Below are 23963 nucleotides of genomic sequence, written 5' to 3' on the forward strand. Positions count from 1 at the left end.
CCGACGCGGCTTTGCCGCGGCGGGGTTTGGCGCGAAGGCGCCTTCCCTGAACCGTTTCTTCCCGACCTGTCTCGCACATCTCCCCCAACATCGCTAAAGCGCGGCGATGGCCGATGATCCCCTCGCGATCTTCGACGCCTGGCTGGCCGAGGCCGGGGCGGGCGAACCGAATGATCCCAACGCGATGGCGCTGGCGACCGCGGATGCGCGCGGGCGTCCGTCGGTTCGGATGGTGCTGCTGAAGGGGCATGATGCCCGCGGCTTCGTGTTCTATACCAATGACGAGGGGCGCAAGGCGGGCGAGCTTGCCGCCAACCCCCACGCCGCATTGCTGTTCCACTGGAAGTCGCTGCGCCGACAGGTGCGGGTCGAGGGGGCGGTCGAGCCCGTCACCGACGCCGAATCGGACGCCTATTTCGCCAGCCGCAGCCGTGCGTCGCAGCTTGGGGCCTGGGCCTCCGACCAGTCGCGCCCGCTCGACAAACGCGCGACGTTCGAATCGCGTTACGACGCGATCGACGCGCGCTTTCCCGATGCCGTGCCGCGCCCGCCGCACTGGGGCGGCTACCGCGTCGTGCCCGACGTGATCGAGCTGTGGGAGGACCGCCCCGGCCGTCTCCACCACCGCCGCCTGTTCACTCGCACCGCGACCGGCTGGAACCAGGGGCTGCTCTTCCCGTGACCGAGAACGAACGCCGCCGCATCATCCCGCTCGCCATCCGCGCGGCGCTGGTCAGCGTCGGGATGGCGACGTTCCTGCTCGCGCTGAAGGCATTCGCGGCGTGGCACACCGGATCGGTGGCGATGCTGGGGTCGCTCGCCGACACCGGGCTCGACCTGTTGGCCAGCCTCGTCACCCTCTACGGCGTGAAGCTCGCCGCCGAGCCCGCCGACCACGACCATCGCTTCGGCCACGGCAAGGCGGAGGCGCTGGCGGCGCTGTTCCAGGTCGGCCTCATCACCGCGTCCGCGGCCGGCATCGCGTGGCGCGCGATCGACCGCTTCGCCAACCCGACGCGCGGCGAGGATGCCGCGTTCGGCATCGGCGTGTCGATGATCGCGATCGGCGCGACCGCGATCCTGCTGTGGTATCAGCGCCGCGTGATCCGCCAGACCGGATCGGTCGCGATCATGGCGGACAACGTCCATTACCAGTCCGACGTGCTGCTGAACGTCGCGGTCATCGCCGCCCTAGCGCTGGAGCAATATGCCGGGGTGACCGGCGCGGACCCGGTACTGGGCATCGCCATCGCGCTGTGGCTCGGCTGGGGCGCGTTCAAGGCGTCGTCCAACGCGATCGACCAGTTGATGGACAAGGAGTGGCCCGAGGGCGAGCGCAAGGCGTATATCGAGGTCGCCGCGCGCGAGCCGGGCCTGCGCGGCATCCACGATTTCCGCACGCGCCGGTCGGGCAGCCACGACTTCGCGCAGTTCCATATGGAGGTCGATTCGCGGCTGACCGTCCATGCCGCGCACGAGATCGTCGAGCGCGTCGAAAAGGCGCTGCGCCGCGCCTATCCGAAGGTCGAGGTGCTCATTCACCTCGATCCCGAAGGCCATGTCGACACGGATAATCCGTTGATCGAGGCGGATGTGACGCCGCACTGGTTCGGGAAACGCGTCTAGCGCGCACAGGAATTGTCCGGCAATTCCTGAGACGCGCCAGCGCGGCCGGCGGGTCGCTTCGGCGAACCCGGCCGACGCGGCTTTGCCGCGGCGGGTTTTGGCTGGTCCTACCTCTCCCACCCCTCCGTTCGTGCTGAGCTTGTCGAAGCACCGCTCTCCGACCCGCGCATGCTGCGTTCGCGGCACGAAGGACGGTGCTTCGACAAGCTCAGCACGAACGGCTGAGGGTGTTTCGTTTTTCGGGTGCCGGGTTGCGCGGCACGAAGAAGGACGGTGCTTCGACAGGCTCAGCACGAACGGTTTGGGTTTGAGGCCCGACGCGTTAGGACCGCCCTTATGACGATCATCCCCTTCGCTCAGATCGACGCGTTCGCCCGTGCACCCTTCGAGGGCAATCCCGCCGCGGTCATGCCGCTCAGGACATGGCTCGACGACGAGACGCTGCAGCGGATCGCGAGCGAGAACAATCTGTCGGAAACCGCCTTCCTCGTCCCCGGCGAGATGGGCGAGCATGACTGGGAGCTGCGGTGGTTCACGCCGGCGGCGGAGGTCGCGCTATGCGGTCACGCGACGCTGGCGAGCGGGCATTATCTGCTGTCCGCCGATCCGGCGCTGGACCACGTCAGCTTCCGCACCCGCCGTGCCGGTCCGCTGGAGGTCGCGCGCGAGGACGATGGCTATGCGATGGGGCTGCCCGCCTGGGCGCCGCATGCGAAGGAGATGCCCGAGATCGTCGCGGCGCTGGGCGTCACCCCGGTCGAGACGCTGTGGCACGAGAAGGGCTATGCGCTGGTCGTCGTCGCGGACGAGGCCGCGGTGCGCGCCGCCTCCCCGGACGGGCGTGCGGTGAAGGCGCTCGGCCCCTATGTCCTGATCGTGTCGGCGCGTGGCGAGACGGCGGACGTCGTCAGCCGAGTCTTCACCGACTATTTCGACATTCCGGAAGACCCGGTCACCGGCTCCGCCCACGCGGTCATGACGCCCTACTGGGCCGAAAAGCTCGGTCGCACCCGCTTCGCCGCCTATCAGGCGAGCGCGCGCGGCGGGCATGTCGATTGCGAACTGTCGGGCGACCGCGTGATCCTGCGCGGCGCCTGCGTGACGGTGATCGAGGGCAGCTTCCGCCTGTAAGGCTAAGCCGCCACCCGCGCCCGCACCGTCTCCGCGATCCAGCCGCCGCCGAGCACGCGGTCGCCGGCGTAGAGCACCGCCGCCTGTCCCGGCGCGACGCCATATTCGGGCGAGTCGAAGGTGAGCAGGTCGCCATCGAGCCGCGCCGGCACGGGCTTCGCGAGGCTGCGGACCTTGGCGGTGAGGGGCCCGTCCATGGGACCAAGCGGGTTCATGTCGGTCAGCCGCGCCGCCGATACCGCCAGCGCGGCCTTCGGTCCGACCACCACGCGCCGCGCCGCGGCGTCCAGCCGCACGACGTACAGCGGATCATGCCCGCCGCCGATGTCGAGGCCACGCCGCTGGCCGACGGTATAGTGGATGAGGCCGCGGTGGGCGCCCAGCACGCGCCCGTCCTCGTCGACAATCTCGCCCGTCGTCTCCGCCTCCGGCCGGACCTTGCGCACCACTGCGGCATAGTCGCGGTCGGGGACGAAGCAGATGTCCTGGCTGTCGGGCTTGGTAGCGACGCCCAACCCCATCGCCTGCGCCATCTCGCGCACCCGCGCCTTGGGCAAATCGCCCAGCGGGAAGCGCAGATAGTCGAGCTGCGCGCGCGTCGTCGCGAACAGGAAATAGCTCTGGTCGCGCGCCGGATCGACCGCGCGGTGCAACTCCGGACCCTCGGCCCCTATCACCCGCCGGACATAATGGCCGGTGGCGAGGCAGTCGGCGCCGAGATCGCGGGCGAGGCCGAACAGGTCGGTGAACTTCGGCCCCATGTTGCATTTGACGCAGGGGATCGGCGTGCGCCCGGCGAGATATTCGTCGGCGAAGTCGTCGATCACCTGCTCGCGAAAGCTCGACGCGTGATCGAAGACGTAATGCGCGATGCCGAGCCGGTCGCACACTGCGCGCGCGTCGCGGATGTCGCGTCCGGCGCAGCAGCTGCCCGCGCGACCCACCGCCTCGCCGTGATCGTAGAGCTGCAGCGTGATGCCTATCGTCTCCGCCCCGCTCGCGTGCGCCAGCGCGGCGACAACGGAGGAATCCACCCCGCCCGACATGGCGACGACGATGCGGCGCGCCGACAGGGGGGCGGGAAGCTGGAAATCGACGGGCTGGAGCACGACTGCCCCATAGCGGGACGGGAGCCTTACGTAAAACCTCCGCTGCCTTTTACGCGACCTTCAGCAGTGCCGTGGCAGGACACCTGTGTTCGCAATCGCAATTGGTGTCGTTTTCTTGGACCTGAGCTTCGCCCGTCTCTCGATGTCGTCCGCCACGCCGCTGCTGGTAGCGGCGCCGGTCGACCTGAGCGTGCTGATGATCGGGGCGAAGGAGCGGCAGGATGCGAGCGTGACCGCATGCCTGCAGGCGGCAAGGCCGTCGGCGAGCGGGACGCCGGCGCACGCAGCACCGGCGGACGGGGCATTCTGTCCCGAGACCGCCGCCGTGCTCAGGCGTTGGAAAGGTCCATGAAGGCGGTGTTTACCGCGCCGTTTGAGACGATGTTCAAGCTCGCACGCTAACGGTCGTTACACAGGGTTGAGCAACGGCACGGGGCCCCGGCCCCACCGTCACGAGGTATGAATGATCGAGAACCAGAAAATCCGGCCTGACAGGGTCATCGGCCCGCTCGGCGAACCGCTGACGATCGATTCGCTGCCGCCGCCGGAGACGACGCGCTGGGTGGTGCGTCGCAAGGCGGAGGTCGTGGCCGCGGTCAACGGCGGGCTGCTGAACGTGGACGAGGTGTGCGAACGCTATAACCTGACCGCGGAGGAATTCGCCGGGTGGCAGCGCGCGATCGACCGGTCGGGCATGCCGGGCCTGCGCGTCACGCGCATCCAGCATTACCGCTCGCTCTACGAACGCCAGCAGCAGAAATTCTGAAAGCCGGCTAACCAGTTTCGACCCCGGTCTCCCCTGGGTTCGACCGCAGGACGGCCCGTCTTTCCAGAGGGAAAGGCGGGCCGTTTCGCGTACGTTGCCGGACACACTGTCAAAACGCCACCGGAACAAAAGCTCCGTTCCGTGAGTCGTGCCCCTACGTAATCCGGAAAGGGCCGGATGTAACGGAGGGACACGGATATGGGTATCATCATCTGGCTGGTAGTCGGCGGCGTCGTAGGCTGGCTCGCAAGCATCATCATGCGCACCGATGGCCAGCAGGGCATCATTCTGAACGTCGTCGTCGGTATCGTCGGCGCGGTCATCGCCGGCTTCGTCACGGGCGCCAACATCAACAACGGCATCACCGTGATGAGCTTCCTCTACTCGCTGATCGGCGCAGTCGTGCTGCTCGCGATCGTCAACCTGGTGCGTCGCGGCTCGGTTCGCTGATCGCAGTCACGGTGTAGAAAAACGGGCCGCGCGGGATGACCGCGCGGCCCTTTTTTGTGTTCGTTGCGATGGCGCGTTTCCCCAACCACCGTTCGCCCTGAGCTTGTCGAAGGGCTGCCCTTTCTTCGTGCCTTAATGGGGACGGCACCAAGGGAGAAGTGCAGTGCTTCGACAAGCTCAGCACGAACGGATGTGGGCACCGGACAAGGTCCATCCGTGACTCTTACTTGAGTAGAAACCGCACGTTGACGCTCGCCGTCACGTCCTGCTCGCCGGCGGCGACAGAGGTATCCGCCGCCGCTTCCATCCGCTGTACGCGCATCATCACCACCGGTGGCGGCGTCGGGCCGGCGAATTCGCCCGCTTCGCTGATCGACACGATGCGGTCGACGCGCAGACCCGCAGCCTTGGCATAGAGTTCGGCGCGTGCGCGCGCCTTGGCGATCGCGTCGACGCGCGCTTCGTCCAGCGCGGCGTCGGCCTTGTCGATCGACAGCGACGGACCATCGATCTGGTTCGCGCCCTGCTTCACCAGCGTGTCGAGGATGCGGCCGCTTGCGGCGATCTCGCGGAAGCGGACAGAAACCGTGTTCGACGCCTGGTATCCGGTGATGACCGGCGGCAGCTTCTCGGCGTAGCGATATTGCGGGCTGAGCGCGATCGTCGCGGTCTGGATGTCGCGCGGGGCGACCCCGGCGGCCTTCAGCGCGGCGAGCACCCGCGCCATCCGGTCGGCATTCGCCGACAGCGCGCCGGCCGCATCGGCCGCCTGCGTCACCACGCCCGCGCGGATCGTCGCGATGTCGGGCGTGCGCGAGGTCTTGCCGGTCGCCGACACGTCGAGCAGCGTGCCGTCGATCATCACGGGCGCCACCGTCGCGACCTGCGCGGCGGCGGGCACGGCAGAGGCGGCGAGCGTGGTCAGCGCGAGGGCTGTCAGGGCGGGGGCGGCGGTGCGGATCATGTGGCGATACTCCCGTTGGAACGTGCGACGCCGGTTAGCGGCGCGCAGGCGAACGCGCGATGAACGGCGCGGAATTGGCGACAGGACGAGTCAGCTGCGACGCGCGATCATTAGGCGATACAGCACCAGCAGCAGGACCGCACCCGCCGCCGCGGCGCCATAACTGGCAAGGTCGGTGGTCACCTGGCCGATCGCCTGCGCCACGAAACCGCCCAGCAGCGCACCAGCGATGCCGATCAGTATCGTCACCAGCATGCCGCCCGAATCGCGTCCGCGCGGCGCCAGTCCGGCCAGCACGCCGGCCACCAGCCCGATCGCCAGCCAGCCGAGGAACATCCGCTCCGCCATGTCGAAGCACTCCCCCAATGTCGCGACGGCGTCGGCCGTGGACGGGCTGCAGGGTCGCCCAGCGCCGCCCGCGATGCAACCCCCTGCGTCGCGCGGGCAACTCGCAGGATCGCGCGTGCAGGCAACGCGGCGCAATGCTGGAGCAATGTTCGTTCACCGCGCTTGAGATCGGTGACTTATTCGGATAACACAGCCGGATATGGGAGATCGCCTGGGCGGTCCTCCGGGGGCAAGACATGAATTACGAGAACAAGATGACCGGCGACACGACCTATCTGCTCGAGGGTGAGGCTCCGCGGTCGCGGCGCACGTGGCTGATCGTCGGTATCGTCGTCGTCGCGCTGGCGATCGTCGCGGGGGCGATACTGTTCATGCGCGGCTCCGACGACACCGGTGCCGCCGCCAAGGGCGCGCAGGCCAAGGGCAATGCGCAGGTGCCGACCGTGACCGTCGCGGTGCCCGGCCGCTCGGCGGTCGCCACGGTCGTCACCGGCAACGGCACGATCGCCGCGCGGCGCGAGATGCCGGTCGGTATCGCCGGCGAAGGCGGCATGGTGACACGCGTGCTGGTCGAACCCGGCACCTGGGTAAAGGCGGGTCAGGTGCTCGCCACCATCGACCGTTCGGTGCAGGTCCAGACCGCCGAAAGCCAGGCCGCGAGCATCCGGGTCGCGCAGGCCGATGCCGAGCTCGCGAAGGCCGAGCTCGATCGCGCGCGCCAGTTGGTCGACCGCGGCTTCATTTCGAAGGCGGATGTGCAGCGGCGCGAGGCGACGCTGGCGCAGACCACTGCACGCGTCCGCGTCGCGCAGGCGCAGTTGCAGGAAACCCGCGCACGCAACGCCCGGCTCGACATCCGCGCGCCGGCCGAGGGGCTGGTGCTGACCCGCGGCGTCGAGCCCGGGCAGATCGTCAGCGCCGGCAACGGCCAGCTGTTCCGGATCGCGATGGGCGGCCAGATGGAGATGCGCGCGCAGCTGGCGGAGGGCGATCTCGCCCGCGTCCGCACCGGTGTCGCGGCGCAGGTCACGCCGGTCGGATCGACCGACAGCTTCACCGGTCAGGTGTGGCAGGTGTCGCCGATCATCGATCCGCAGACGCGTCAGGGCATCGCCCGCGTCGCGCTGTCGTACAATCCCGCGCTGCGCCCCGGCGGTTTCGCCAGCGCCAGCATCAACGTCGGCGGCGTGCAGGCGCCGCTGCTGCCCGAATCGGCGGTGCTGAGCGACGGCAAGGGCAATTTCGTCTATGTCGTCGATGGTCAGAACAAGGCCCGCCGCCGCGACGTGCGCGTCGGCGAGGTATCGGATGCGGGCGTGTCGATCACCGGCGGGCTGACGGGAACGGAGCGGGTCGTGATGTCGGCCGGCGCCTTCCTGAACCCGGACCAGACGGTGAAGCCGGAACTCGTGAAGTCGCGCTGAGGAACTGAACGATGGGCTTCCGCAACATCTCCGCCTGGTCGATCCGGAATCCGGTTCCGCCCATCGTGCTGTTCCTGTTCCTGACGATCATGGGGCTGGTCAGCTTCAACCGAATGGACGTGAACAACCAGCCGGATATCGACTTCCCGGTCGCCTTTATCGCCATCAGCCAGCCTGGCGCCGCGCCGAGCGAGCTGGAGGGGCAGGTCACGCAGCGTGTCGAGGCGGCGGTCCGTTCGTTGCAGGGCATCGACGAGATCAACTCGACGGTAACCGAAGGCCAGTCGCAGACGGTCGTCCAGCTCGATCTCGGCACGCCGATCGATCGCACCGTCAATGACATCCGCGATGCGATCCAGCAGATCCGCGGCGACCTGCCCGACGGTATCCTGGAGCCGCAGATCGGCCGCATCAACACCAGCGGCAACGACGTGGCGAGCTTCACCGCGTCGACCACGTCGATGACGCTGGAGCAGCTCAGCTGGTACATCGACAATACCGTCAGCCGCGAGCTGTTGTCCGTGCAAGGCATGGCCGCGGTCGATCGCAACGGCGGCGTGGACCGCGAGATCCGCGTCATCCTCGATCCGCTGAAGCTGCAGGCGCAGGGCCTGACCGCGAGCCAGGTCAATCAGGCGCTGCGCCAGATCAACCTCGACGCCGCCGGCGGCCGCGCGGAGATCGCCGGGTCGGAACAGTCGGTGCGCGTGCTCGGCAATGCGCGCGATGCCTATTCGCTCGGCCAGACGCAGATTTCGGTCGGGGGCCGCTCGGTCCGCCTCGCCGATGTCGGCGAGGTGCGCGATCTCTACGCCGAACAGCGCTCGCTCTCGACGGCCGATGGGCATCAGGTGCTCAGCTTCGACTTCCAGCGCGCAAAGGGCGCGTCCGACGTCACCGTCTTCAAGGAGGCGCAGGAGAAGCTCGACGCTCTCCAGAAGCGCAACCCGCAGGTGCAGTTCCACCTGCTCTTCAACTATTCGAAATATGCCGAGGACCAGTATCACGTCGCCATCGACGCGATGTGGGAGGGCGCGGGGTTGGCCGTGCTCGTCGTACTGCTGTTCCTGCGCGACTGGCGCGCGACGTTCATCTCCGCTCTCGCGATCCCTTTGTCGGCGATCCCCGCGTTCTGGTTCATGGAGCTGCTGGGCTTCGACCTCAACCAGATGACGCTGCTGGCATTGAGCCTCGTCGCGGGCGTGCTGGTCGACGATGCGATCGTGGAGATCGAGAACATCGTGCGCCACATGCGCATGGGCAAATCCGCCTATCAGGCCTCGATCGACGCGGCGGACGAGATCGGCGTCGCCGTGCTCGCCACCACCATGTCGATCGTCGCGGTGTTCCTGCCCGTCGGGCTGATGCCGGGCGTGTCGGGTCAGTTCTTCAAGAATTTCGGCCTGACCGTCGTCGCCGCGGTGCTGATGAGCCTGGCCGTCGCGCGCCTGCTGACCCCGATGATCGCCGCCTATTTCCTGAAAGCGAAGGGGCATGCCAGTCACGGCGAGGGCCGGATGATGGATGCCTATATGGGCATCCTGCGCTGGACGCTGAAACATCGCTGGTCGGCGGTCGTCGGCGGCATCGCCTCATTGGTCGCGACCGTGCTGATGTTCATGGTGCTGCCCAACACTTTCCTGCCCGAGGAAGATAATGATTCGGTCACCGCGATCGTCGAGCTGGTGCCGGGATCGACCCTCGCCCAGACCGAGGCGGTCGTGCAGAAGACCGCCGCGGTGTTGAAGGCGCAGCCCGATGTCGATTCGGTCTACACCCGCGCCTTCGTCGGACAGGGCCGCGTCACCGCGCAGCTGAAGGAAGATCGCAAGCAGAAGAGCTACGAGTTCCAGCGCGCGATCGGCCCGACGCTCAGCCAAATCCCCGATGCGCGCGTGTCGTTCCGCGCCGGCGGCTGGGGTGGCGGCTCGGGCCGCGCGCTGACGATCACGCTGGGCGGCGACGATCCGGTCAAGCTCAACCAGGCCGCGGTCGCGATCGTCGACGGCATGCGGACGCTGCCGACGGTGCGCAATCCGCTCATCACCGGCGACCTGAAGCGGCCGGAAATCGTCATCCGTCCGCGACTCGACCTCGCCGCGCAGCTGGGCGTGACGACGGCGGCGCTGTCGTCGGCGATCCGCATCGCGACGTTGGGCGACATCGACCAGAACTCGGCGCGCTTCTCGCTGTCCGATCGCCAGATCCCGATCCGCGTCGCGCTCGCCCAGTCGGCGCGGCAGCGGTTGTCGACCATCGCCGACCTGCCCGTCGCCACGGCGGGCGGCGGATCGGTGCCGCTGAAGGTGGTCGCCGACATCGGCTTCGGCGCCGGCCCGACCAAGATCGAACGCTCGAACCAGGTCCGCCGCCTGACCATCGGCGCCGATCTGGCGCCAGGCGAGGTCTCGGGCGAGGCGATGAAGAAGATCCGCGCGCTGCCGGCGATGCAGAACCTGCCGATCGGCGTCAGCGAACTGAAGCTCGGTGAATCGAAGCAGCAGGCGGAGATGATCCAGAACTTCGTCGGCGCCGTGCTGGCGGGCATCTTCCTCGTCTTCTCGGTGCTGGTGCTGCTCTATCGCCGGGTGATGCCGCCGTTCGTGAACATGGGCTCGCTGATGCTGGCGCCATTGGGCGGGCTGATCGCGCTGTGGATCTGCGGCATGCCGATTTCGCTGTCGGTTTATATCGGCATCCTGATGCTGCTCGGCATCGTCGCGAAGAACTCGATCCTGCTGATCGACTTCGCGCTGGAGGAGATGTCGAAGGGGGTAAACCCGTTCGACGCGATCCTCGACGCCGGGCACAAGCGCGCGCAGCCGATCGTGATGACGACGGTCGCGATGGTCGCCGGCATGGTCCCGACCGCGCTGTCGCTGTCGGGCGACGGATCGTTTCGTCAGCCGATGAGCGTCGTCGTGATCGGCGGGCTGATCCTCTCGACGCTGCTGACGCTCGTCATCGTGCCGGCGTCGTTCAGCCTGGCGGTCGGGATCGAGCGCTGGGCGGGGCCGAAGCTCGGCCGCCGCCTGCTGACCTATCGCCCCGGTGACGACGGCCGGCCGGTGATCGAGGGTCCGCCGGAGGACGATCTGCCGAAATCGCTGGGCACGCCGCCGCGGCGGCTGGGACACAGCGGCGACGAGGGGCCGCAGCCGGCGGAGTAGTCTTTCCCCTCCCTGGTCAAGGGAGGGGCGGGGGTGGGTCGGCTAGTGGGGAGCGGTGTTACCCGCCCCATCCCCACCCACCCCAACCCCTCCCTTCACGAGGGAGGGGCAGCAAGTACGCACCGCCCACTTGAACTTCCCCCGCATTCGGGGATTGTCACCCCATGGCATCCGCCGCCCTGCCCCTCGCGAAGGGGGGCGCCGCCCCGCCAGCGCTCCGCCGGATGCGCATGGTCGCCACAGGCCTGCTGGTGGCGATGGCGGTCGTGTACGTCATCGCCCGGACGAACGAGGGCGTGCATCCTGCGATCGGATACATCCGTGCGTTCGCGGAGGCCGCGATGGTCGGCGGCCTTGCCGACTGGTTCGCGGTCACCGCGCTGTTCCGTCATCCGCTGGGGCTGCCGATCCCGCACACCGCGATCGTGCCGCGCAACAAGGATCGTATCGCCACCACGCTCGGTCAGTTCCTGCGCGATAATTTTCTCATTCCGCGCGTGGTCGCGCGGCGGATGGGGCGGATCGATGTCGCCGCCGCGGTCGGGCGGTGGCTGACCAATCCGGCGGGGCTCGGCGGTGGGCGGCTGCGGCGCGGGGCGTCGCGGCTGGTCGTCAACATCCTCGAATCGCTCGATCAGGAGCGGCTGGGCGGCATGGTCCGCGCGGGGCTGTCGGGCCAGTTGCGGCGGATGCAGGTGGCGCCGCTGGTCGGCAAGGGGCTCCAGGCCGCGATCGCGCAGAACCGGCACGTGCCGCTGATCGACACCGTCATCCGCTGGGGCGCGAAGACGATCGAGGCGAACGAACCGATCCTTCGCGCGATGATCTCCAGCAAGGCGGGCGGCGTGCTGCGCTGGACCGGGCTCGATGCGACGCTGGCCAACACCTTGCTCGACGCGCTGTACAAGCTGATGGCGGAAGTCGCCGACGATCCCGAACATCCGCTGCGCGCGAAAGCGGAGGAGGGGCTGGCGACGCTGGCGATCGACCTGCAGAACGACACGGCGGCGCGCGACAAGCTCGAATCGTTCAAGAACGACCTGCTCGACAATCCAGCCGTCGCCGACTGGTGGCAGGGCATCTGGGAAAACATCCGCGCCGGCCTGATCCGCGCCGCCGAGGATCCGGACCGGTTGCTGTCCGGACAATTGGGCGAGGCGCTGCGCCAGTTCGGCGACGCGCTCCAGCGCGATCCACGGCTGGCGAAGACGATCAACCGCTTCGTGCGCCGCGCCGCCGTCGGCGCAGCGTCGGATTACGGCGACGCGATCGTCCGGCTGGTCAGCGACACGATCCGCGGATGGGATACCGAGACGCTGACGAATCGACTGGAAAACACCGTCGGCCGTGACCTCCAGTACATCCGCGTCAACGGTACGCTGGTCGGCGGGCTGGTGGGCGTCGCGATCCACACGGGTGGCGCGTTCCTTTGAGGACGTGTCCCCCACTCCCGTTCGTCCTGAGCCTGTCGAAGGACCGCATTTCGTGCCGCGAACGTAGCGCCTGCGGGTCACAGAACGGTGCTTCGACTTCGCTCAGCACGAACGGGGAGGGGGAGCGCTGCCTACCGCCAGTCGAGCACTGGCCACCCGCGTCGCTTCGCCATCGCGCGCAAGGGGCCGTGGGCATTGACCGCGAACGGTTCGTCAACCCAGTCCATCACGACGGCGTCCGACACGTGATCGCTGTAGAACCGGATCGTCGCGTCATGCCGGTCGATCTCGCGGGCGTGCATCCATGCCCGGATCGCGCGCAGCTTGGCAGGGCCGTAGCAATTCTCGCCAGCAATGCGTGGGATCAGCGCGCCGGCCGGATCATGCTCGCTCTCGGTCGCGATGACGTCGTCGAAGCCCAGGCGTTCGGCGATGGCGCGCGCGTAGAAGGCGTAGGAGGCGGTCGCCATCACCAGACGGTATCCCGCGGCGCGATCGGCGGCGATCCGGTCGCGCGCGCCGTCCAGCACGCCGGTGGCGACGACGTGATCCGCAAAGGTGGCGCTCAAACTCTCGACCTTGTCGGCAGCGAGCGATCCGCCCAGCAGCCAGCGCTGCGTCGTCTGCTTCAGCCGCGCCCGGTCGATCAGCTTGGCAGCATAGGCCAGCGTCGCGATCGCCGCCCACGGCAGCAGGGCGAGGCGCCAGCGCGCCCGGCCGCGCATCGAAAAGGCGAGGAACGGCGTCCAGGTGGGCGTCCGCGTGATCGTCTTGTCCATGTCGTAGATGGCGAGGGCGTGGCGCATCGTCGCTGTGTACGCACCGTTCGTCTTGCCGCGCCAGCCAGAATCGGGAATGAGGGGCGCCGATGAGCGGCCAGGCAGATTTCACACAGGCGGACGATACGCTGCGGTTTCGCGGCGACCTGACGCTCGCGCGGCTCGGCGACCTGCCGGACCGGCTCGATGCCGCGGGCGGCGCGCGTACGCTCGACCTGTCGGAGATCCGCCGGCTCGATACGATCGGCGCCTGGGTGGTCCACCGCTACGCGGCCGCCAACGATGCGCGGATCGAGGGACTGTCCGATAATTACCGCCACCTGATGGATCAGGTGGCGAAAGCCGACATCCCGCTCGCCGTCCCCGAAACGCCGCTGCCCTCCTTCCTGCGCGTGGTCGATGAGATCGGCGCGGCGACGGTGCAGGCGGGGCATACGCTGAAAGGGCTGCTCGGCTTTTTCGGCGCGACCGTGATCGCGTTCGGCACGGTCGCGAAGAGCCTGTTCGTCGGCACCAACCGCTTCCGCTTCAACGCGGTGGTGCAGCGGTTCGAGGTCGTCGGCGTCTCGGCACTCGCCATCATCGGACTGATGAGCTTCCTGATCGGCATCGTCATTGCGCAACAGGGCGCGGTGCAGCTGCGCCAGTTCGGCGCGGAGGTGTTCACGATCAACCTGATCGGCCGCATCACGCTGCGCGAACTCGGCGTGCTGATGACGGCGATCATGGTCGCCGGCCGCTCGGGCTCCGCCTTCGCGGCACAGCTCGGCACGATGAAGCTGACCGAGGAGATCGACGCGATGCGCACGATCGGCGTGTCGCCGATGGAAGCACTGGTCGTGCCGCGCACGCTCGCCGCCATCCTGCTGATGCCGTTGCTCGGCTTCTATGCGTCGCTGATCGCGATCATGGGCGGCGGCCTGCTGTGCTGGCTGCAGCTCGATATCCCGCCGGTCACCTTCATCCAGCGCATTCGCGAAGTCGTGCCGATTACCGATCTCTACGTCGGGCTCATCAAGGCGCCGGTGTTCGGGGCGATCATCGCGGTTGCCGGCTGTTTCCAGGGCATGCAGGTGGAGGGCGACGCCGAACAGGTCGGCACGCGCACCACCGCTGCGGTGGTGCAGGCGATCTTCCTCGTCATCGTGCTCGATGCCTTCTTCGCGGTGTTCTTCACCTGGATCGGTTGGAACTGATGGGCACCGAACCGACCTTCGACGGCGACGCCATCATCCGCGTCCGGGGCCTCAGCAACAGCTTCGGCGACCAGACCGTTCACGAGAACCTCGACCTCGACGTGAAGAAGGGGGAGATCCTCGGCGTCGTCGGCGGGTCAGGCACCGGCAAGTCGGTGCTGATGCGCTCGATCATCGGGTTGCAGACCGCCGACACCGGATCGGTCAGCGTGTTCGGCGGGCGCGATACCGATGAAGAGGCGGCGGATGCCGTCGCGGTGCGCAAGCGCTGGGGCGTGCTGTTCCAGGGCGGCGCGCTGTTCTCAACGCTGACGGTCAGCGAAAACATCCAGGTCCCCTTGCGCGAATTCTATCCCGATCTCGATCCGGTGCTGATGGCGCAGATCGCGGGCTACAAGGTCGTGATGACGGGCCTGCCGGCGGAGGCCGGGCCGAAATACCCCGCCGAACTGTCGGGCGGCATGAAGAAGCGTGCCGGTCTCGCCCGCGCGCTCGCGCTCGATCCCGATCTGCTGTTCCTCGACGAGCCGACCGCCGGGCTCGACCCGATCGGTGCAGCCGCGTTCGACGAACTCACCAAGTCGCTGCAGCGCACGCTGGGGCTGACGGTGTTCCTCATCACCCATGATCTCGACACGCTCTATGCGATCTGCGACCGGGTGGCGGTACTCGCCGACAAGCGCGTGATCGCGGTCGGCACGATCCCGGAGCTGCTCGCGCTCGATCACCCCTGGATTCAGGAATATTTCAACGGACCTCGCGGTCGCGCGGCGACCGAGACGCAGGAACGAGTCGCCGCCGCCGGCGATTCCGAGGGCCATGCGCCCGACAGGACGGTAAGATAAACATGGAAACGCGCTCCAATCACGTTCTCGTCGGCTCGGTCGTGCTGATCCTGCTGCTTGTCCTCGCGCTGTTTACGGTGTGGCTGGCGCGCTTCGGCGTGGCCGACGACAAGGAATATGACATCCTCTTCACGCAGTCGGTCGACGGGCTGGCGAAGGGATCGGCGGTCAATTATTCGGGCGTGCCGATCGGCCAGGTGAAGGATATCGCACTCTATCCGCCCGACCCGCAGCTGGTGAAGGTCCGCATCAGCGTGCGGCCCGAGACACCGGTGCTGCAGGGAACGAAGGCGTCGATCCAAGGCAGCTTCACCGGCACCAGCACCGTCCAGCTCGACGGCGCGGTGAAGGGTGCCCCGCCGATCGAATGCCCGGCCGAGAATGCGCAGCGCGCTTGCCCGTTCGGCGCGCCGCTGATCCCGACGAAGGCCGGCGGCCTCGGCGCGCTGCTCAGTTCCGCGCCGCAGCTGCTGGAACGGCTGACCACGCTGACGGAACGGCTGACCGGCCTGCTCAGCGACCGCAATCAGGCATCGATCGCTGGCATCCTCGAGAATACCAACCGCCTGACCGACGCGCTCGCCGATCGCGGGCCGGAGATCGCGGCGACGCTGGCGCAGACCCGCGTCGCGATCGAACAGGCCGGCAACGCCGCGCAGCAGATCGGCGATCTGGCGCAGACGACCAACGGCGTGCTCGCCAACGACGTCCAGCCGGCGATGGCCAATCTGAACAAGGCGATCGGCTCCGCGCAGAAGAGCGCCGAAGCGCTGGGCGACGTCATCGCCGAGGCGAAGCCGGGCGTGCAGGGCTTCTCGCGCCAGACGCTGCCCGAGATCAACCAGCTGGTCAGCGACCTGCGCGTCATGACGTCGTCGCTGGCATCGGTGGCGGAGAAGGTCGATCAGGGCGGTGCATCGTCGCTGATCGGTTCGCCCAAGCTGCCCGACTACAAGCCGAAGAAGTGATGGCCGACATGAGGACCTATTCGATGAAGACCCCGATCGCGCTTGCCGTCCTCGCCGCGCCACTGTTGCTCGGCGGCTGCCTCAGCTTCGGGGCGAAGCCGCCCGAATCGCTGCTGACGCTGCGCGCCGCGACGCCCGTACCGGCGGGCGCGACCCAGACGACGCCGGGTGCGGGCACGATTATCATCGCCGTGCCGACCGTGCCGCAGGAGATCGCGTCGCTGCGCATCCCGGTCCATGCGACCGACACGACCGTCGCCTACGTCAAGGATGCGCAGTGGGTGGAGCCGCCCAACCGCCTGTTCGCGCGTCTGATGTCCGACGCGGTGACGACGCGCGCGGGCCGCGTGGTCGTTGGCGGGCGTCTGGTCGGCGAACCCGGCGCGACGCTGGCGGGCGAACTGCGCAACTTCGGCGTGGACGCCGCGTCGTCGAGCGCGGTCGTGACCTTCGACGCCGCGCTGATCCGCCGCACCGGCCAGCCGCTGGAGAAGCGCCGGTTCGAGGCACGCGTGCCGGTTCCGGTGGTCGAAGCGACCGCCGTAGGCAACGCGCTTAATCAGGCGGCGAACCAGGTCGCCGATCAGGTGGCGGACTGGGTCGGTCGCTGATCGGGCACTGGCGTACAAGCTATTGAAATAACGGAATTTGATTATAGCTTAGGCAGATCATCCGGTCCTCGTCGGGAATCATTCATGGCGCTTCGTTCCGTCACCACGCTCGTCACGCTCGCCGCCCTGCTCTCCGCATGCGGCGGATCGGGCGGCGGATCGTCGAGCGGCACCGTCTCGGTCACGCCGACGCCGACCGCGGGGACCAGCCCGACCCCGACCGCGACCGCCGGGTGTTCGCTGCGGGAGCGTCAGGACTGGGCGGCGGCGCAGCTGCGCGAATGGTATCTGTTCACAGAACTGCTGCCGACCAATCTCAACCCGGCGTCCTATTCCACGGTCGATGCCTATGTCGACGCGTTGACCGCGACCGCGCGCGCGCAGCGCAAGGACCGCTATTTCACCTATCTGACGTCGATCGCGGACGAGAACGCCTATTACGCGTCCGGCCAGACCGCCGGCTTCGGCTTCCGCACCTCGATCAACAGCGCGCAGCGGCGCGTGTTCGTGTCCGAAGCGTTCGAGGGCGCACCCGCGCTCGCCGCCGGTATCGACCGCGGTACCGAGATCCTCGCGATCGGCACCTCGGCCTCGAACCTCCGCACCGTCAGCGATATCATCGCGCTGGAGGGCAGCGCCGGCGTGACCACCGCCTTCGGCCCCGGCGATCCCGGCACGACCCGCGTCTTCCGCGTCACCGATGCCGCCGGCACGCGCAATGTGACCGTGGCGAAGGCGGATTACGAACTCACGCCGGTCTCCTCGCGCTACGGCGCGCGGATCCTCGACGACGGCGGCAAGAAGGTCGGCTACGTCAACCTGCGCACCTTCATCTCCACCGCCGACCCGGCGCTGCGCACCGCCTTCGCGCAGTTCCGCACGGCGGGCGTGACCGAGGTGATTGTCGATTTCCGCTACAACGGCGGCGGCCTCGTCTCGATTGCCGAGCTGATGAGCAACCTGCTCGGCGGCCAGCGCGCGACGACCGACGTGCTGAGCTACACGACATTCAATGCCGCCAAGGCTTCGAACAACAGCACGAAGTTCTTCGCTCCCAGCGGTCAGTCGATCCCGGCGATGAAGATCGCCTTCATCGGCACCGGCGGCAGCGCGTCGGCCAGCGAACTCGTGATGAACGCCTTCATCCCGTATCTGCACGGCAACGCCGCGCTGATCGGCACCAACACCTACGGCAAGCCGGTCGGTCAGGTTGCGCTCGACCGCGCCGCCTGCGACGATCGCTTGCGCGTCATCGCCTTCGCCACGCAGAACGCGAACCGTCAGGGCGCCTATTTCGACGGCCTCGCCACCGTGATGGAAAAAACCTGCCAGGCGACCGACGACGTGAACTTCCCGCTCGGCGACGCGCGCGAATCCTCGGTGAAGACCGCGCTCGACTTCCTTGCCGGTCGCGCCTGCACGCCGATCACCGCTACGGCTTCGGCGGCAATGGCACGTAATGGGGTGACGATGGAACTTCTGTCGCCCGAGGATCGCACGACGGCGGCCCAGCGTGAGGTGCCGGGCGCGTTCTAAGGGCGGGAAGCGTCCCACCTCCGTTCGTCCTGAGCTTGTCGAAGGGCTGGCTTTCTTCGTGGCCTAGAGCGCGCGGCACGAAGTGAAGGGCAGGGCTTCGACAGGCTCAGCCCGAACGGTTTCGGGGCGTGGACAGCCCTTCGACAGGTTTAGCGCGAACGGAATGGGAGATGCGCTCGGCGGGCATCATCACCGTGCCAGGCCTCGTCCCTCTCGCAATCGCTGCCATCCGTGGCATAGCGCACCCGTGATGCTCACCACGCCCGCCTCCGATTCCCGCTTCGGCCTCGATCGCCGCGCCGCGCTCGGCGGGCTCGCGCTCGACGGCGGCGGGCGGCTGGCGTCGGTGGAGATCGCGTACGAAACCTACGGCACGCTCGCGCCCGATGCTTCGAACGCGATCCTCGTCTGCCACGCGCTGACCGGCGACCAGCATCTCGCCTCCGCGCACCCACGCACCGGCAAGCCCGGCTGGTGGGAGCGCATGGTGGGGCCGGGCAAGCCGATCGACACGAACCGCTGGTGCGTCATTGCCAGCAACGTGCTCGGCAGTTGCATGGGGTCGTCCGGGCCGGCGAGCAACGATCCCACGACGGGCAAGCCCTATGCGATGACCTTCCCGGTCATCACTATCCGCGACATGGTGCGCGCGCAGGCGATGCTGCTCGACCATCTCGGCATCGGCACCCTCGCCGCGGTGATCGGCGGGTCGATGGGCGGGATGCAGGCGCTCAGTTGGGCCGCGACCTTCCCGAACCGCCTGCGCGCCTGCGTCGTGCTGGCCAGCGCCGCGCGGCATTCGGCGCAGAACATCGCGTTCCACGAAGTCGGGCGACAGGCGATCATGGCCGATCCCAATTGGAACGGCGGCGACTATTACGACGGCCCGGCACCCACGGCGGGTCTGGCAGTCGCGCGCATGGCCGCGCACATCACCTATCTCTCCGAAGCCGGCCTGACCGCCAAATTTGGCCGCAAGCTGCAGGCGCGCGATACCAAGACGTTCGGCTTCGACGCCGACTTCCAGGTCGAAAGCTATCTGCGGCATCAGGGGCTGGCCTTCACCGACCGGTTCGACGCCAACTCCTACCTCTACATCACCCGCGCGCTCGACTATTTCGACTTGGCCGAGGAGCATGGCGGCCACCTCGCCAGCGCCTTCCGGGGCTCGCAGGCGCGATTCTGCCTCGTCAGCTTCGATACCGACTGGCTCTACCCGACCGGCGAGTCGCGCAGCATCGTCCACGCGCTCAACGCCGCCGGTGCGCCGGCCAGCTTCGTGGAACTGCGCTCGCCCTTCGGCCACGACGCCTTCCTGCTCGATTCGCCCGAACTCGACCGGGTGATGGCGGGTTTCCTGCGGGCGATCGCATGATGGAGCTAAGCGACGACCCCGCCCGGCTCGACCTCGACCGCATTCACGGCTGGCTCGCGTCGAGCTACTGGTCGCCCGGCATCGACCGCGAGCGTGTAGTGCGCGCCATCGCCGGCTCGCATCCGCTCGGCGCGTATCGCGATGGCGTGCAGGTCGGCTTCGCCCGCGCCATTACCGATCACGCCACCTTCGCGTGGATCGCCGACGTGTGGGTGAACGAGGGTGCGCGCGGACAGGGACTCGGGCGGCGCATGGTCGGCTGGTTCGTCGACCATCCCGCGTTCGCCGGGATCCGCCGCATCGGCCTGGTGACGCTGGATGCGCATGGGGTGTACGAACGGCTGGGCTTCCACGCGCGCTGCGCCCGCAAAATTATATGGAACGCCTGTCGCCCGATGCGGTCGCGGTGCTGAGGACGATGGCATGACGCTGCGGCCCGATCTCGCCATCATCGCCGCCAATGTCGCGCCGGGTAGTCGCATCCTCGACGTGGGTTGCGGCGACGGTGCGCTGATGGCGGCGCTGCGCGACGAGCGCGGCTGCGATGCGCGCGGACTGGAACTGAACGCGGGCGACGTGTCCACTGCACTGGGCCGTGGCCTGTCGGTGATGCAGGGCGATGCCGACACCGACCTCGCCGACTATCCGGCCGACGCGTTCGATTATGCGATCCTCAGCCAGACGCTACAGACGACGATGCGACCCCACGTCGTGCTCGATCACCTGCTGCGCATCGGTACGCGCGCCTTCGTCAGCTTCCCGAACTTCGCGCACTGGCGCGTGCGTGCATCGCTGCTGTGGGGCGGGCGGATGCCGGTGACGAAGCTGCTGCCGCTCGCCTGGTATGAGACGCCGAACATCCACCACGTCACCATCGACGACTTCCGCGCCTTCGTGGCCGACCGCGGGCTGACGGTGGAGGGCAGCTGGTTCCTCAATCGCGGTACGCAGACCAGCGCCGCGGCGGCGAACTTCCGCGCCGAACATGCGGTGTTCCTGCTGCGCCGATGACGGTGCTGATCCCCATCCTGGGCGATCAGCTGACCCATGATCTGGCGTCGCTGCGCGATGTGGCGAAGGACGACGCCATCGTCCTGATGATGGAGGTTGTCGACGAGACGACCTATGTGAAGCATCACCCCAAGAAGATTGCGCTGATCCTGTCGGCGATGCGCCACTTCGCCGCCGAATTGGAAGGCAAGGGGTGGCGCGTTGATTATGTGAAGCTCGACGCGCGGGGCAACACCGGCAGCTTCTCGGGCGAAGTTTCGCGCGCCGCGAAACGCCATCGCGCCACCGCGATCCGCATCGTCGAGGCTGGCGAATGGCGCGTGCAGCAGGCGATCCTAAGTTGGGGCGAGTCGCTCGGCCTGCCGGTGGAAGTACTCGACGACGATCGTTTCCTGTGTTCGATCGCTGACTTCAAGGCGTGGGCAAAAGGGCGCCGCAGCCTGACGATGGAATATTTCTATCGCGACATGCGTCGCCGCACCGGCTGGCTGATGGTGGGCGACGATCCGGTCGGGGGTCAGTGGAACTACGACCACGACAATCGCAAGACGCCGCCGCGCGGGCTCAACTATCCTGCCCCGTCGCGCTTCACGCCGGATGAAACGACGCAGGAGGTGCTGGCGCTGGTGACGGCGCGGTTCGGGGATCATTTCGGCGACCTCGAACCTTTCACCTTTCCCGTCACAGCGTCGCAGGCGCGCCGTTCGCTGCGCCACTTCATCGCGACCGCGCTGCCCGGCTTCGGCGACTATCAGGACGCGATGCTGGCCGACCAGGACACGTTGTACCACGCGGTGCTCAGCCCGGCGATCAACTGCGGCCTGCTGACCCCGCGCGAGGTGTGCGAGGCCGCGGTCGCCGCTTATGACGCGGGCGATGCGCCGATCAACGCGGTGGAGGGCTTCGTTCGCCAGATCCTCGGCTGGCGCGAATATATCCGCGGCATGTACTGGCTGGACATGCCGGCGGTCGCCGATGCCAATGCGCTGGGCGCCACCCGGCCGCTTCCCGAATTCTACTGGACCGCGGAGACCGAAATGCGCTGTCTGCACATCGCGGTGCGCGATACGCGGGCGCATGCCTATGCGCATCATATCCAGCGGCTGATGGTGCTGGGTAACTTCGCGATGCTGGCCGGCGTCGATCCGAAGGCGATCGATGAGTGGTTCCTAGTCGTCTACGCCGACGCGTATCAATGGGTCGAACTGCCCAACGTCATCGGCATGAGCCAGCATGCCGACGGCGGGCGGCTGGCGTCGAAGCCTTATGCCGGCGGCGGCGCCTATATCAACCGCATGTCGGATTATTGCGGGCGCTGCCGTTATGACGTCAAGCAGCGCACCGGACCCGACGCCTGTCCGTTCAACGCGCTGTACTGGGACTTCCTCGCGCGCCACGACGCGCGATTTCGCAAGAACCCGCGGATGCGCAACATGTATGCGACGTGGGACCGGATGAGCGAAGAGAGCCGCCGCGAGGTCCGCGCGAGCGCGAAGGCGTTCCTCGCCAGCCTCGAACCCGCAGCCGCAGGCTGGGGCTCCTAACCTCCGAAGGTATAGCTGAGCGCTACGCCGCCCGAGATCTGGTTGCGCGAGCCATAGGCGCGGACGACCGGCGACCGCGCCGCATCGTCGACCAGCCGGTCGTACTTCGCATAGCCGACCACGCCCCAGCGTCCGCTCAGCTGGCGCAGGTGGCTCGCGGTCACGCCGACCGCCTGCAACCCGCCGCCCGGACGGAACGCCGGCAGGCCCGATCCGGCGACTTCACCCGGCGTCACGCCGAAATAGGCGCGGTTGTAGCGGCCGCCGGCGAGGGTCAGGCGCGGCCCGAGCGAGGTCAGGTTGCGGTCGCCGTCGCGCGCCACATAGTCGACCCCGACCATGCCGATCAGCCCGCGGTGCCCGCCGAGCCCTTGTCGGGCTTCGACGCGGGCGCGGACGTTGCGGGTGAGTTGCGCCTGGACGAAGCCGCCTAGCTCTACGGTGAAGCCGACCTCTGCCAGACCGGGTCCGGTATCGCGCCGGCGCCGCTTGCCCTCGAACCCGATCGCGGGGCCGAACGAAAAGCCGTCGATCGTCTTCAGCGCGAAGCCGCTGCTCTCGTCCGGCGCCTCGAACACGAACGGCGTGTCGCCGCGCGCGCGGGCGAAGTCGATGTAGGGACGCACCGCAATCGAGTCGGCACCCGGATAGCGCGGGACAAGCTGCGGCCCCAGCGCGACGCGCGTGCGGCGGGGGCGGTCGTCGCGTTCCTGCGCGGCGGCGGGAAGCGCGGTGGACAGGAGGGACAGGACGATGATGGTCGTGCGGATCATAACTGTCTCTCCATTTCCGACATGGGCAAAGCCCATGTCGTCGGTCGGGCCGAAATGGCCCGCCGGCCGGGCTTGCGCGTGTCGGCGCCCGGGACGGGCGCTCGCCGCGCTGCGCCTTAGAACGGTACGTCGTCGTCCAGGTCGTCGTAGCCACCACCGAAGTCGTTCGATTTGGGTGCGGCGCCCGAACGCTGCCCGCCCGAATTGAAGTTGCCGCCGCCGCGCGAGCCGTTGCCGGCGAAATCGTCACCGCCGCCGAAGTCGGACCCGCCGCGGCCACCGCCGCCGCCCGCACCACCGCCCTGGCCGGGCGCGCCGTCGAGCATGGTCAGCACGCCGTTGAAGCCCTGCAGCACGACTTCCGTGCTGTACTTGTCCTGGCCCTGCGCGTCCTGCCATTTCCGCGTCTGGAGCTGGCCCTCGATATAGACCTTCGACCCCTTGCGCAGGAACCGCTCGGCGACGTTCGCCAGACCTTCGTTGAAGATCGCGACCGAGTGCCACTCGGTCTTTTCCTTGCGCTCGCCGGAATTCTTGTCCTTCCAGCTTTCCGACGTCGCGATGCGCAGGTTCACAACCTTGCCGCCGTTCTGGAAGCTGCGGCTTTCGGGGTCGCGCCCCAGGTTGCCGACCAGAATGACCTTGTTGACGCTGCCCGCCATGTGCGCTCCAAAACGTTCGAGAATAGCTGACCGCAGATAGGCGTCATATGGCCGAAATCATATCCCTAAGTCGCGCCCGAAAGGCGAAAGCGCGCGCCGACAAGGCGGCGGTGGCCGACGCCAACCGCGCGAAATTCGGGCGGACGAAGGCCGAGAAGCAGCGCGAGGCGGCGGAAGCGTATCGCCTGACCGCGCTGCTGGATGGCGCGAAGCTCGACGATTAGGGGCAGTGTGGGGATCGA

At 67.9% G+C, this 23963-nt stretch carries 24 protein-coding genes and 1 pseudogene; 19 read left to right on the top strand and 6 right to left on the bottom strand.

What is annotated here, in order from left to right; translation table 11 throughout:
- Window positions 1–106 precede the first annotated feature (106 nt).
- From pdxH to ACX40P_RS01375, 3 genes are all read left to right on the top strand, one after another.
- Complete coding sequence (pdxH, locus tag ACX40P_RS01365; RefSeq protein WP_459124504.1) at window positions 107–682, top strand: pyridoxamine 5'-phosphate oxidase; 576 nt, start codon at window positions 107–109, stop codon at window positions 680–682.
- On the top strand, window positions 679–1626 hold the full coding sequence (locus tag ACX40P_RS01370; RefSeq protein WP_459124505.1) for a cation diffusion facilitator family transporter: 948 nt from the start codon (window positions 679–681) through the stop codon (window positions 1624–1626). Before pdxH ends, ACX40P_RS01370 begins: the two co-directional genes overlap by 4 nt.
- Before the next feature lie 336 nt (window positions 1627–1962).
- Window positions 1963–2757, top strand: a complete 795-nt coding sequence (locus ACX40P_RS01375; RefSeq protein ID WP_459124506.1) for a PhzF family phenazine biosynthesis protein — start codon at window positions 1963–1965, stop codon at window positions 2755–2757.
- 2 nt (window positions 2758–2759) lie between these two features.
- Here the strand turns inward: ACX40P_RS01375 and mnmA are convergent, their stop codons facing one another.
- A complete protein-coding gene (gene mnmA, locus ACX40P_RS01380) occupies window positions 2760–3866 on the bottom strand; it encodes a tRNA 2-thiouridine(34) synthase MnmA (RefSeq protein WP_459124507.1) in 1107 nt (368 codons plus the stop codon).
- Window positions 3867–3981: 115 nt separating this feature from the next.
- On the opposite strand from mnmA, the gene ACX40P_RS01385 reads away from it, so the two are divergent.
- The 3 genes from ACX40P_RS01385 to ACX40P_RS01395 all read left to right on the top strand — a co-directional run bounded on the left by ACX40P_RS01385 (window position 3982) and on the right by ACX40P_RS01395 (window position 5082).
- A complete protein-coding gene (locus ACX40P_RS01385) occupies window positions 3982–4218 on the top strand; it encodes a hypothetical protein (RefSeq protein ID WP_459124508.1) in 237 nt (78 codons plus the stop codon).
- A 111-nt stretch (window positions 4219–4329) separates the two neighbouring features.
- Window positions 4330–4632: a CtrA inhibitor SciP gene (gene sciP / locus ACX40P_RS01390; RefSeq protein ID WP_459124509.1), complete on the top strand. Its 303-nt coding sequence runs from the start codon at window positions 4330–4332 to the stop codon at window positions 4630–4632.
- A gap of 198 nt (window positions 4633–4830) precedes the next feature.
- Window positions 4831–5082 carry a GlsB/YeaQ/YmgE family stress response membrane protein gene (locus ACX40P_RS01395; protein ID WP_459124510.1) on the top strand — a complete coding sequence of 84 codons (252 nt, stop codon included), beginning with the start codon at window positions 4831–4833 and terminating at the stop codon, window positions 5080–5082.
- 223 nt (window positions 5083–5305) lie between these two features.
- On the opposite strand, the gene ACX40P_RS01400 is transcribed toward ACX40P_RS01395, so the two are convergent.
- Window positions 5306–6046: an SIMPL domain-containing protein gene (locus tag ACX40P_RS01400; protein WP_459124511.1), complete on the bottom strand. Its 741-nt coding sequence runs from the start codon at window positions 6044–6046 to the stop codon at window positions 5306–5308.
- A 90-nt stretch (window positions 6047–6136) separates the two neighbouring features.
- On the bottom strand, window positions 6137–6394 hold the full coding sequence (locus tag ACX40P_RS01405; RefSeq protein WP_459124512.1) for a GlsB/YeaQ/YmgE family stress response membrane protein: 258 nt from the start codon (window positions 6392–6394) through the stop codon (window positions 6137–6139).
- 236 nt (window positions 6395–6630) lie between these two features.
- Here ACX40P_RS01405 and ACX40P_RS01410 point away from each other — a divergent pair, with 236 nt between their 5' ends.
- From ACX40P_RS01410 to ACX40P_RS01420, 3 genes are all read left to right on the top strand, one after another.
- Window positions 6631–7818: an efflux RND transporter periplasmic adaptor subunit gene (locus tag ACX40P_RS01410; protein WP_459124513.1), complete on the top strand. Its 1188-nt coding sequence runs from the start codon at window positions 6631–6633 to the stop codon at window positions 7816–7818.
- An 11-nt stretch (window positions 7819–7829) separates the two neighbouring features.
- Complete coding sequence (locus ACX40P_RS01415) at window positions 7830–10988, top strand: efflux RND transporter permease subunit (protein ID WP_459124514.1); 3159 nt, start codon at window positions 7830–7832, stop codon at window positions 10986–10988.
- Between the two features lie 164 nt (window positions 10989–11152).
- Window positions 11153–12421, top strand: a complete 1269-nt coding sequence (locus ACX40P_RS01420; protein WP_459124515.1) for a DUF445 domain-containing protein — start codon at window positions 11153–11155, stop codon at window positions 12419–12421.
- A 131-nt stretch (window positions 12422–12552) separates the two neighbouring features.
- On the opposite strand, the gene ACX40P_RS01425 is transcribed toward ACX40P_RS01420, so the two are convergent.
- Window positions 12553–13227, bottom strand: a complete 675-nt coding sequence (locus tag ACX40P_RS01425) for an HAD family hydrolase (protein WP_459124516.1) — start codon at window positions 13225–13227, stop codon at window positions 12553–12555.
- A gap of 62 nt (window positions 13228–13289) precedes the next feature.
- Here ACX40P_RS01425 and ACX40P_RS01430 point away from each other — a divergent pair, with 62 nt between their 5' ends.
- From ACX40P_RS01430 to ACX40P_RS01470, 9 genes and pseudogenes are all read left to right on the top strand, one after another.
- Window positions 13290–14396, top strand: a complete 1107-nt coding sequence (locus ACX40P_RS01430) for an MlaE family lipid ABC transporter permease subunit (RefSeq protein WP_459124517.1) — start codon at window positions 13290–13292, stop codon at window positions 14394–14396.
- A complete protein-coding gene (locus tag ACX40P_RS01435) occupies window positions 14396–15241 on the top strand; it encodes an ABC transporter ATP-binding protein (protein WP_459124518.1) in 846 nt (281 codons plus the stop codon). Before ACX40P_RS01430 ends, ACX40P_RS01435 begins: the two co-directional genes overlap by 1 nt.
- A gap of 2 nt (window positions 15242–15243) precedes the next feature.
- Complete coding sequence (locus ACX40P_RS01440; protein WP_459124519.1) at window positions 15244–16209, top strand: MlaD family protein; 966 nt, start codon at window positions 15244–15246, stop codon at window positions 16207–16209.
- Window positions 16209–16820 carry an ABC-type transport auxiliary lipoprotein family protein gene (locus tag ACX40P_RS01445; protein WP_459124520.1) on the top strand — a complete coding sequence of 204 codons (612 nt, stop codon included), beginning with the start codon at window positions 16209–16211 and terminating at the stop codon, window positions 16818–16820. The genes ACX40P_RS01440 and ACX40P_RS01445 overlap by 1 nt, the downstream gene beginning before the upstream one ends.
- Before the next feature lie 84 nt (window positions 16821–16904).
- The gene (locus ACX40P_RS01450) at window positions 16905–18356 is read left to right on the top strand and encodes a S41 family peptidase (protein ID WP_459124521.1); all 1452 of its coding nucleotides are present in this window, start codon (window positions 16905–16907) and stop codon (window positions 18354–18356) included.
- A gap of 250 nt (window positions 18357–18606) precedes the next feature.
- Window positions 18607–19731, top strand: coding sequence for a homoserine O-acetyltransferase MetX (gene metX / locus ACX40P_RS01455; protein ID WP_459125202.1), 1125 nt, complete (start codon window positions 18607–18609; stop codon window positions 19729–19731).
- A pseudogene (locus ACX40P_RS01460) lies at window positions 19728–20158 on the top strand (GNAT family N-acetyltransferase). The gene metX and the pseudogene ACX40P_RS01460 overlap by 4 nt, the downstream one beginning before the upstream one ends.
- Window positions 20155–20742: a methionine biosynthesis protein MetW gene (gene metW / locus ACX40P_RS01465; RefSeq protein WP_459124522.1), complete on the top strand. Its 588-nt coding sequence runs from the start codon at window positions 20155–20157 to the stop codon at window positions 20740–20742. Before ACX40P_RS01460 ends, metW begins: the two are co-directional and overlap by 4 nt.
- Complete coding sequence (locus tag ACX40P_RS01470; RefSeq protein ID WP_459124523.1) at window positions 20739–22286, top strand: cryptochrome/photolyase family protein; 1548 nt, start codon at window positions 20739–20741, stop codon at window positions 22284–22286. The genes metW and ACX40P_RS01470 overlap by 4 nt, the downstream gene beginning before the upstream one ends.
- Here ACX40P_RS01470 and ACX40P_RS01475 read toward each other — a convergent pair.
- Both ACX40P_RS01475 and ssb read right to left on the bottom strand, forming a co-directional pair.
- Complete coding sequence (locus ACX40P_RS01475) at window positions 22283–23059, bottom strand: MipA/OmpV family protein (protein ID WP_459124524.1); 777 nt, start codon at window positions 23057–23059, stop codon at window positions 22283–22285. The two genes, ACX40P_RS01470 and ACX40P_RS01475, sit on opposite strands and share 4 nt — an antisense overlap.
- Window positions 23060–23175: 116 nt before the next feature.
- The gene (gene ssb / locus ACX40P_RS01480) at window positions 23176–23721 is read right to left on the bottom strand and encodes a single-stranded DNA-binding protein (RefSeq protein WP_459124525.1); all 546 of its coding nucleotides are present in this window, start codon (window positions 23719–23721) and stop codon (window positions 23176–23178) included.
- A 47-nt stretch (window positions 23722–23768) separates the two neighbouring features.
- Here ssb and ACX40P_RS01485 point away from each other — a divergent pair, with 47 nt between their 5' ends.
- Window positions 23769–23945, top strand: coding sequence for a DUF4169 family protein (locus ACX40P_RS01485; protein WP_459124526.1), 177 nt, complete (start codon window positions 23769–23771; stop codon window positions 23943–23945).
- The last annotated feature ends 18 nt before the right edge of the window (window positions 23946–23963 follow it).

It is taken from the genome of Sphingomonas sp. RS2018, from assembly GCF_054489605.1.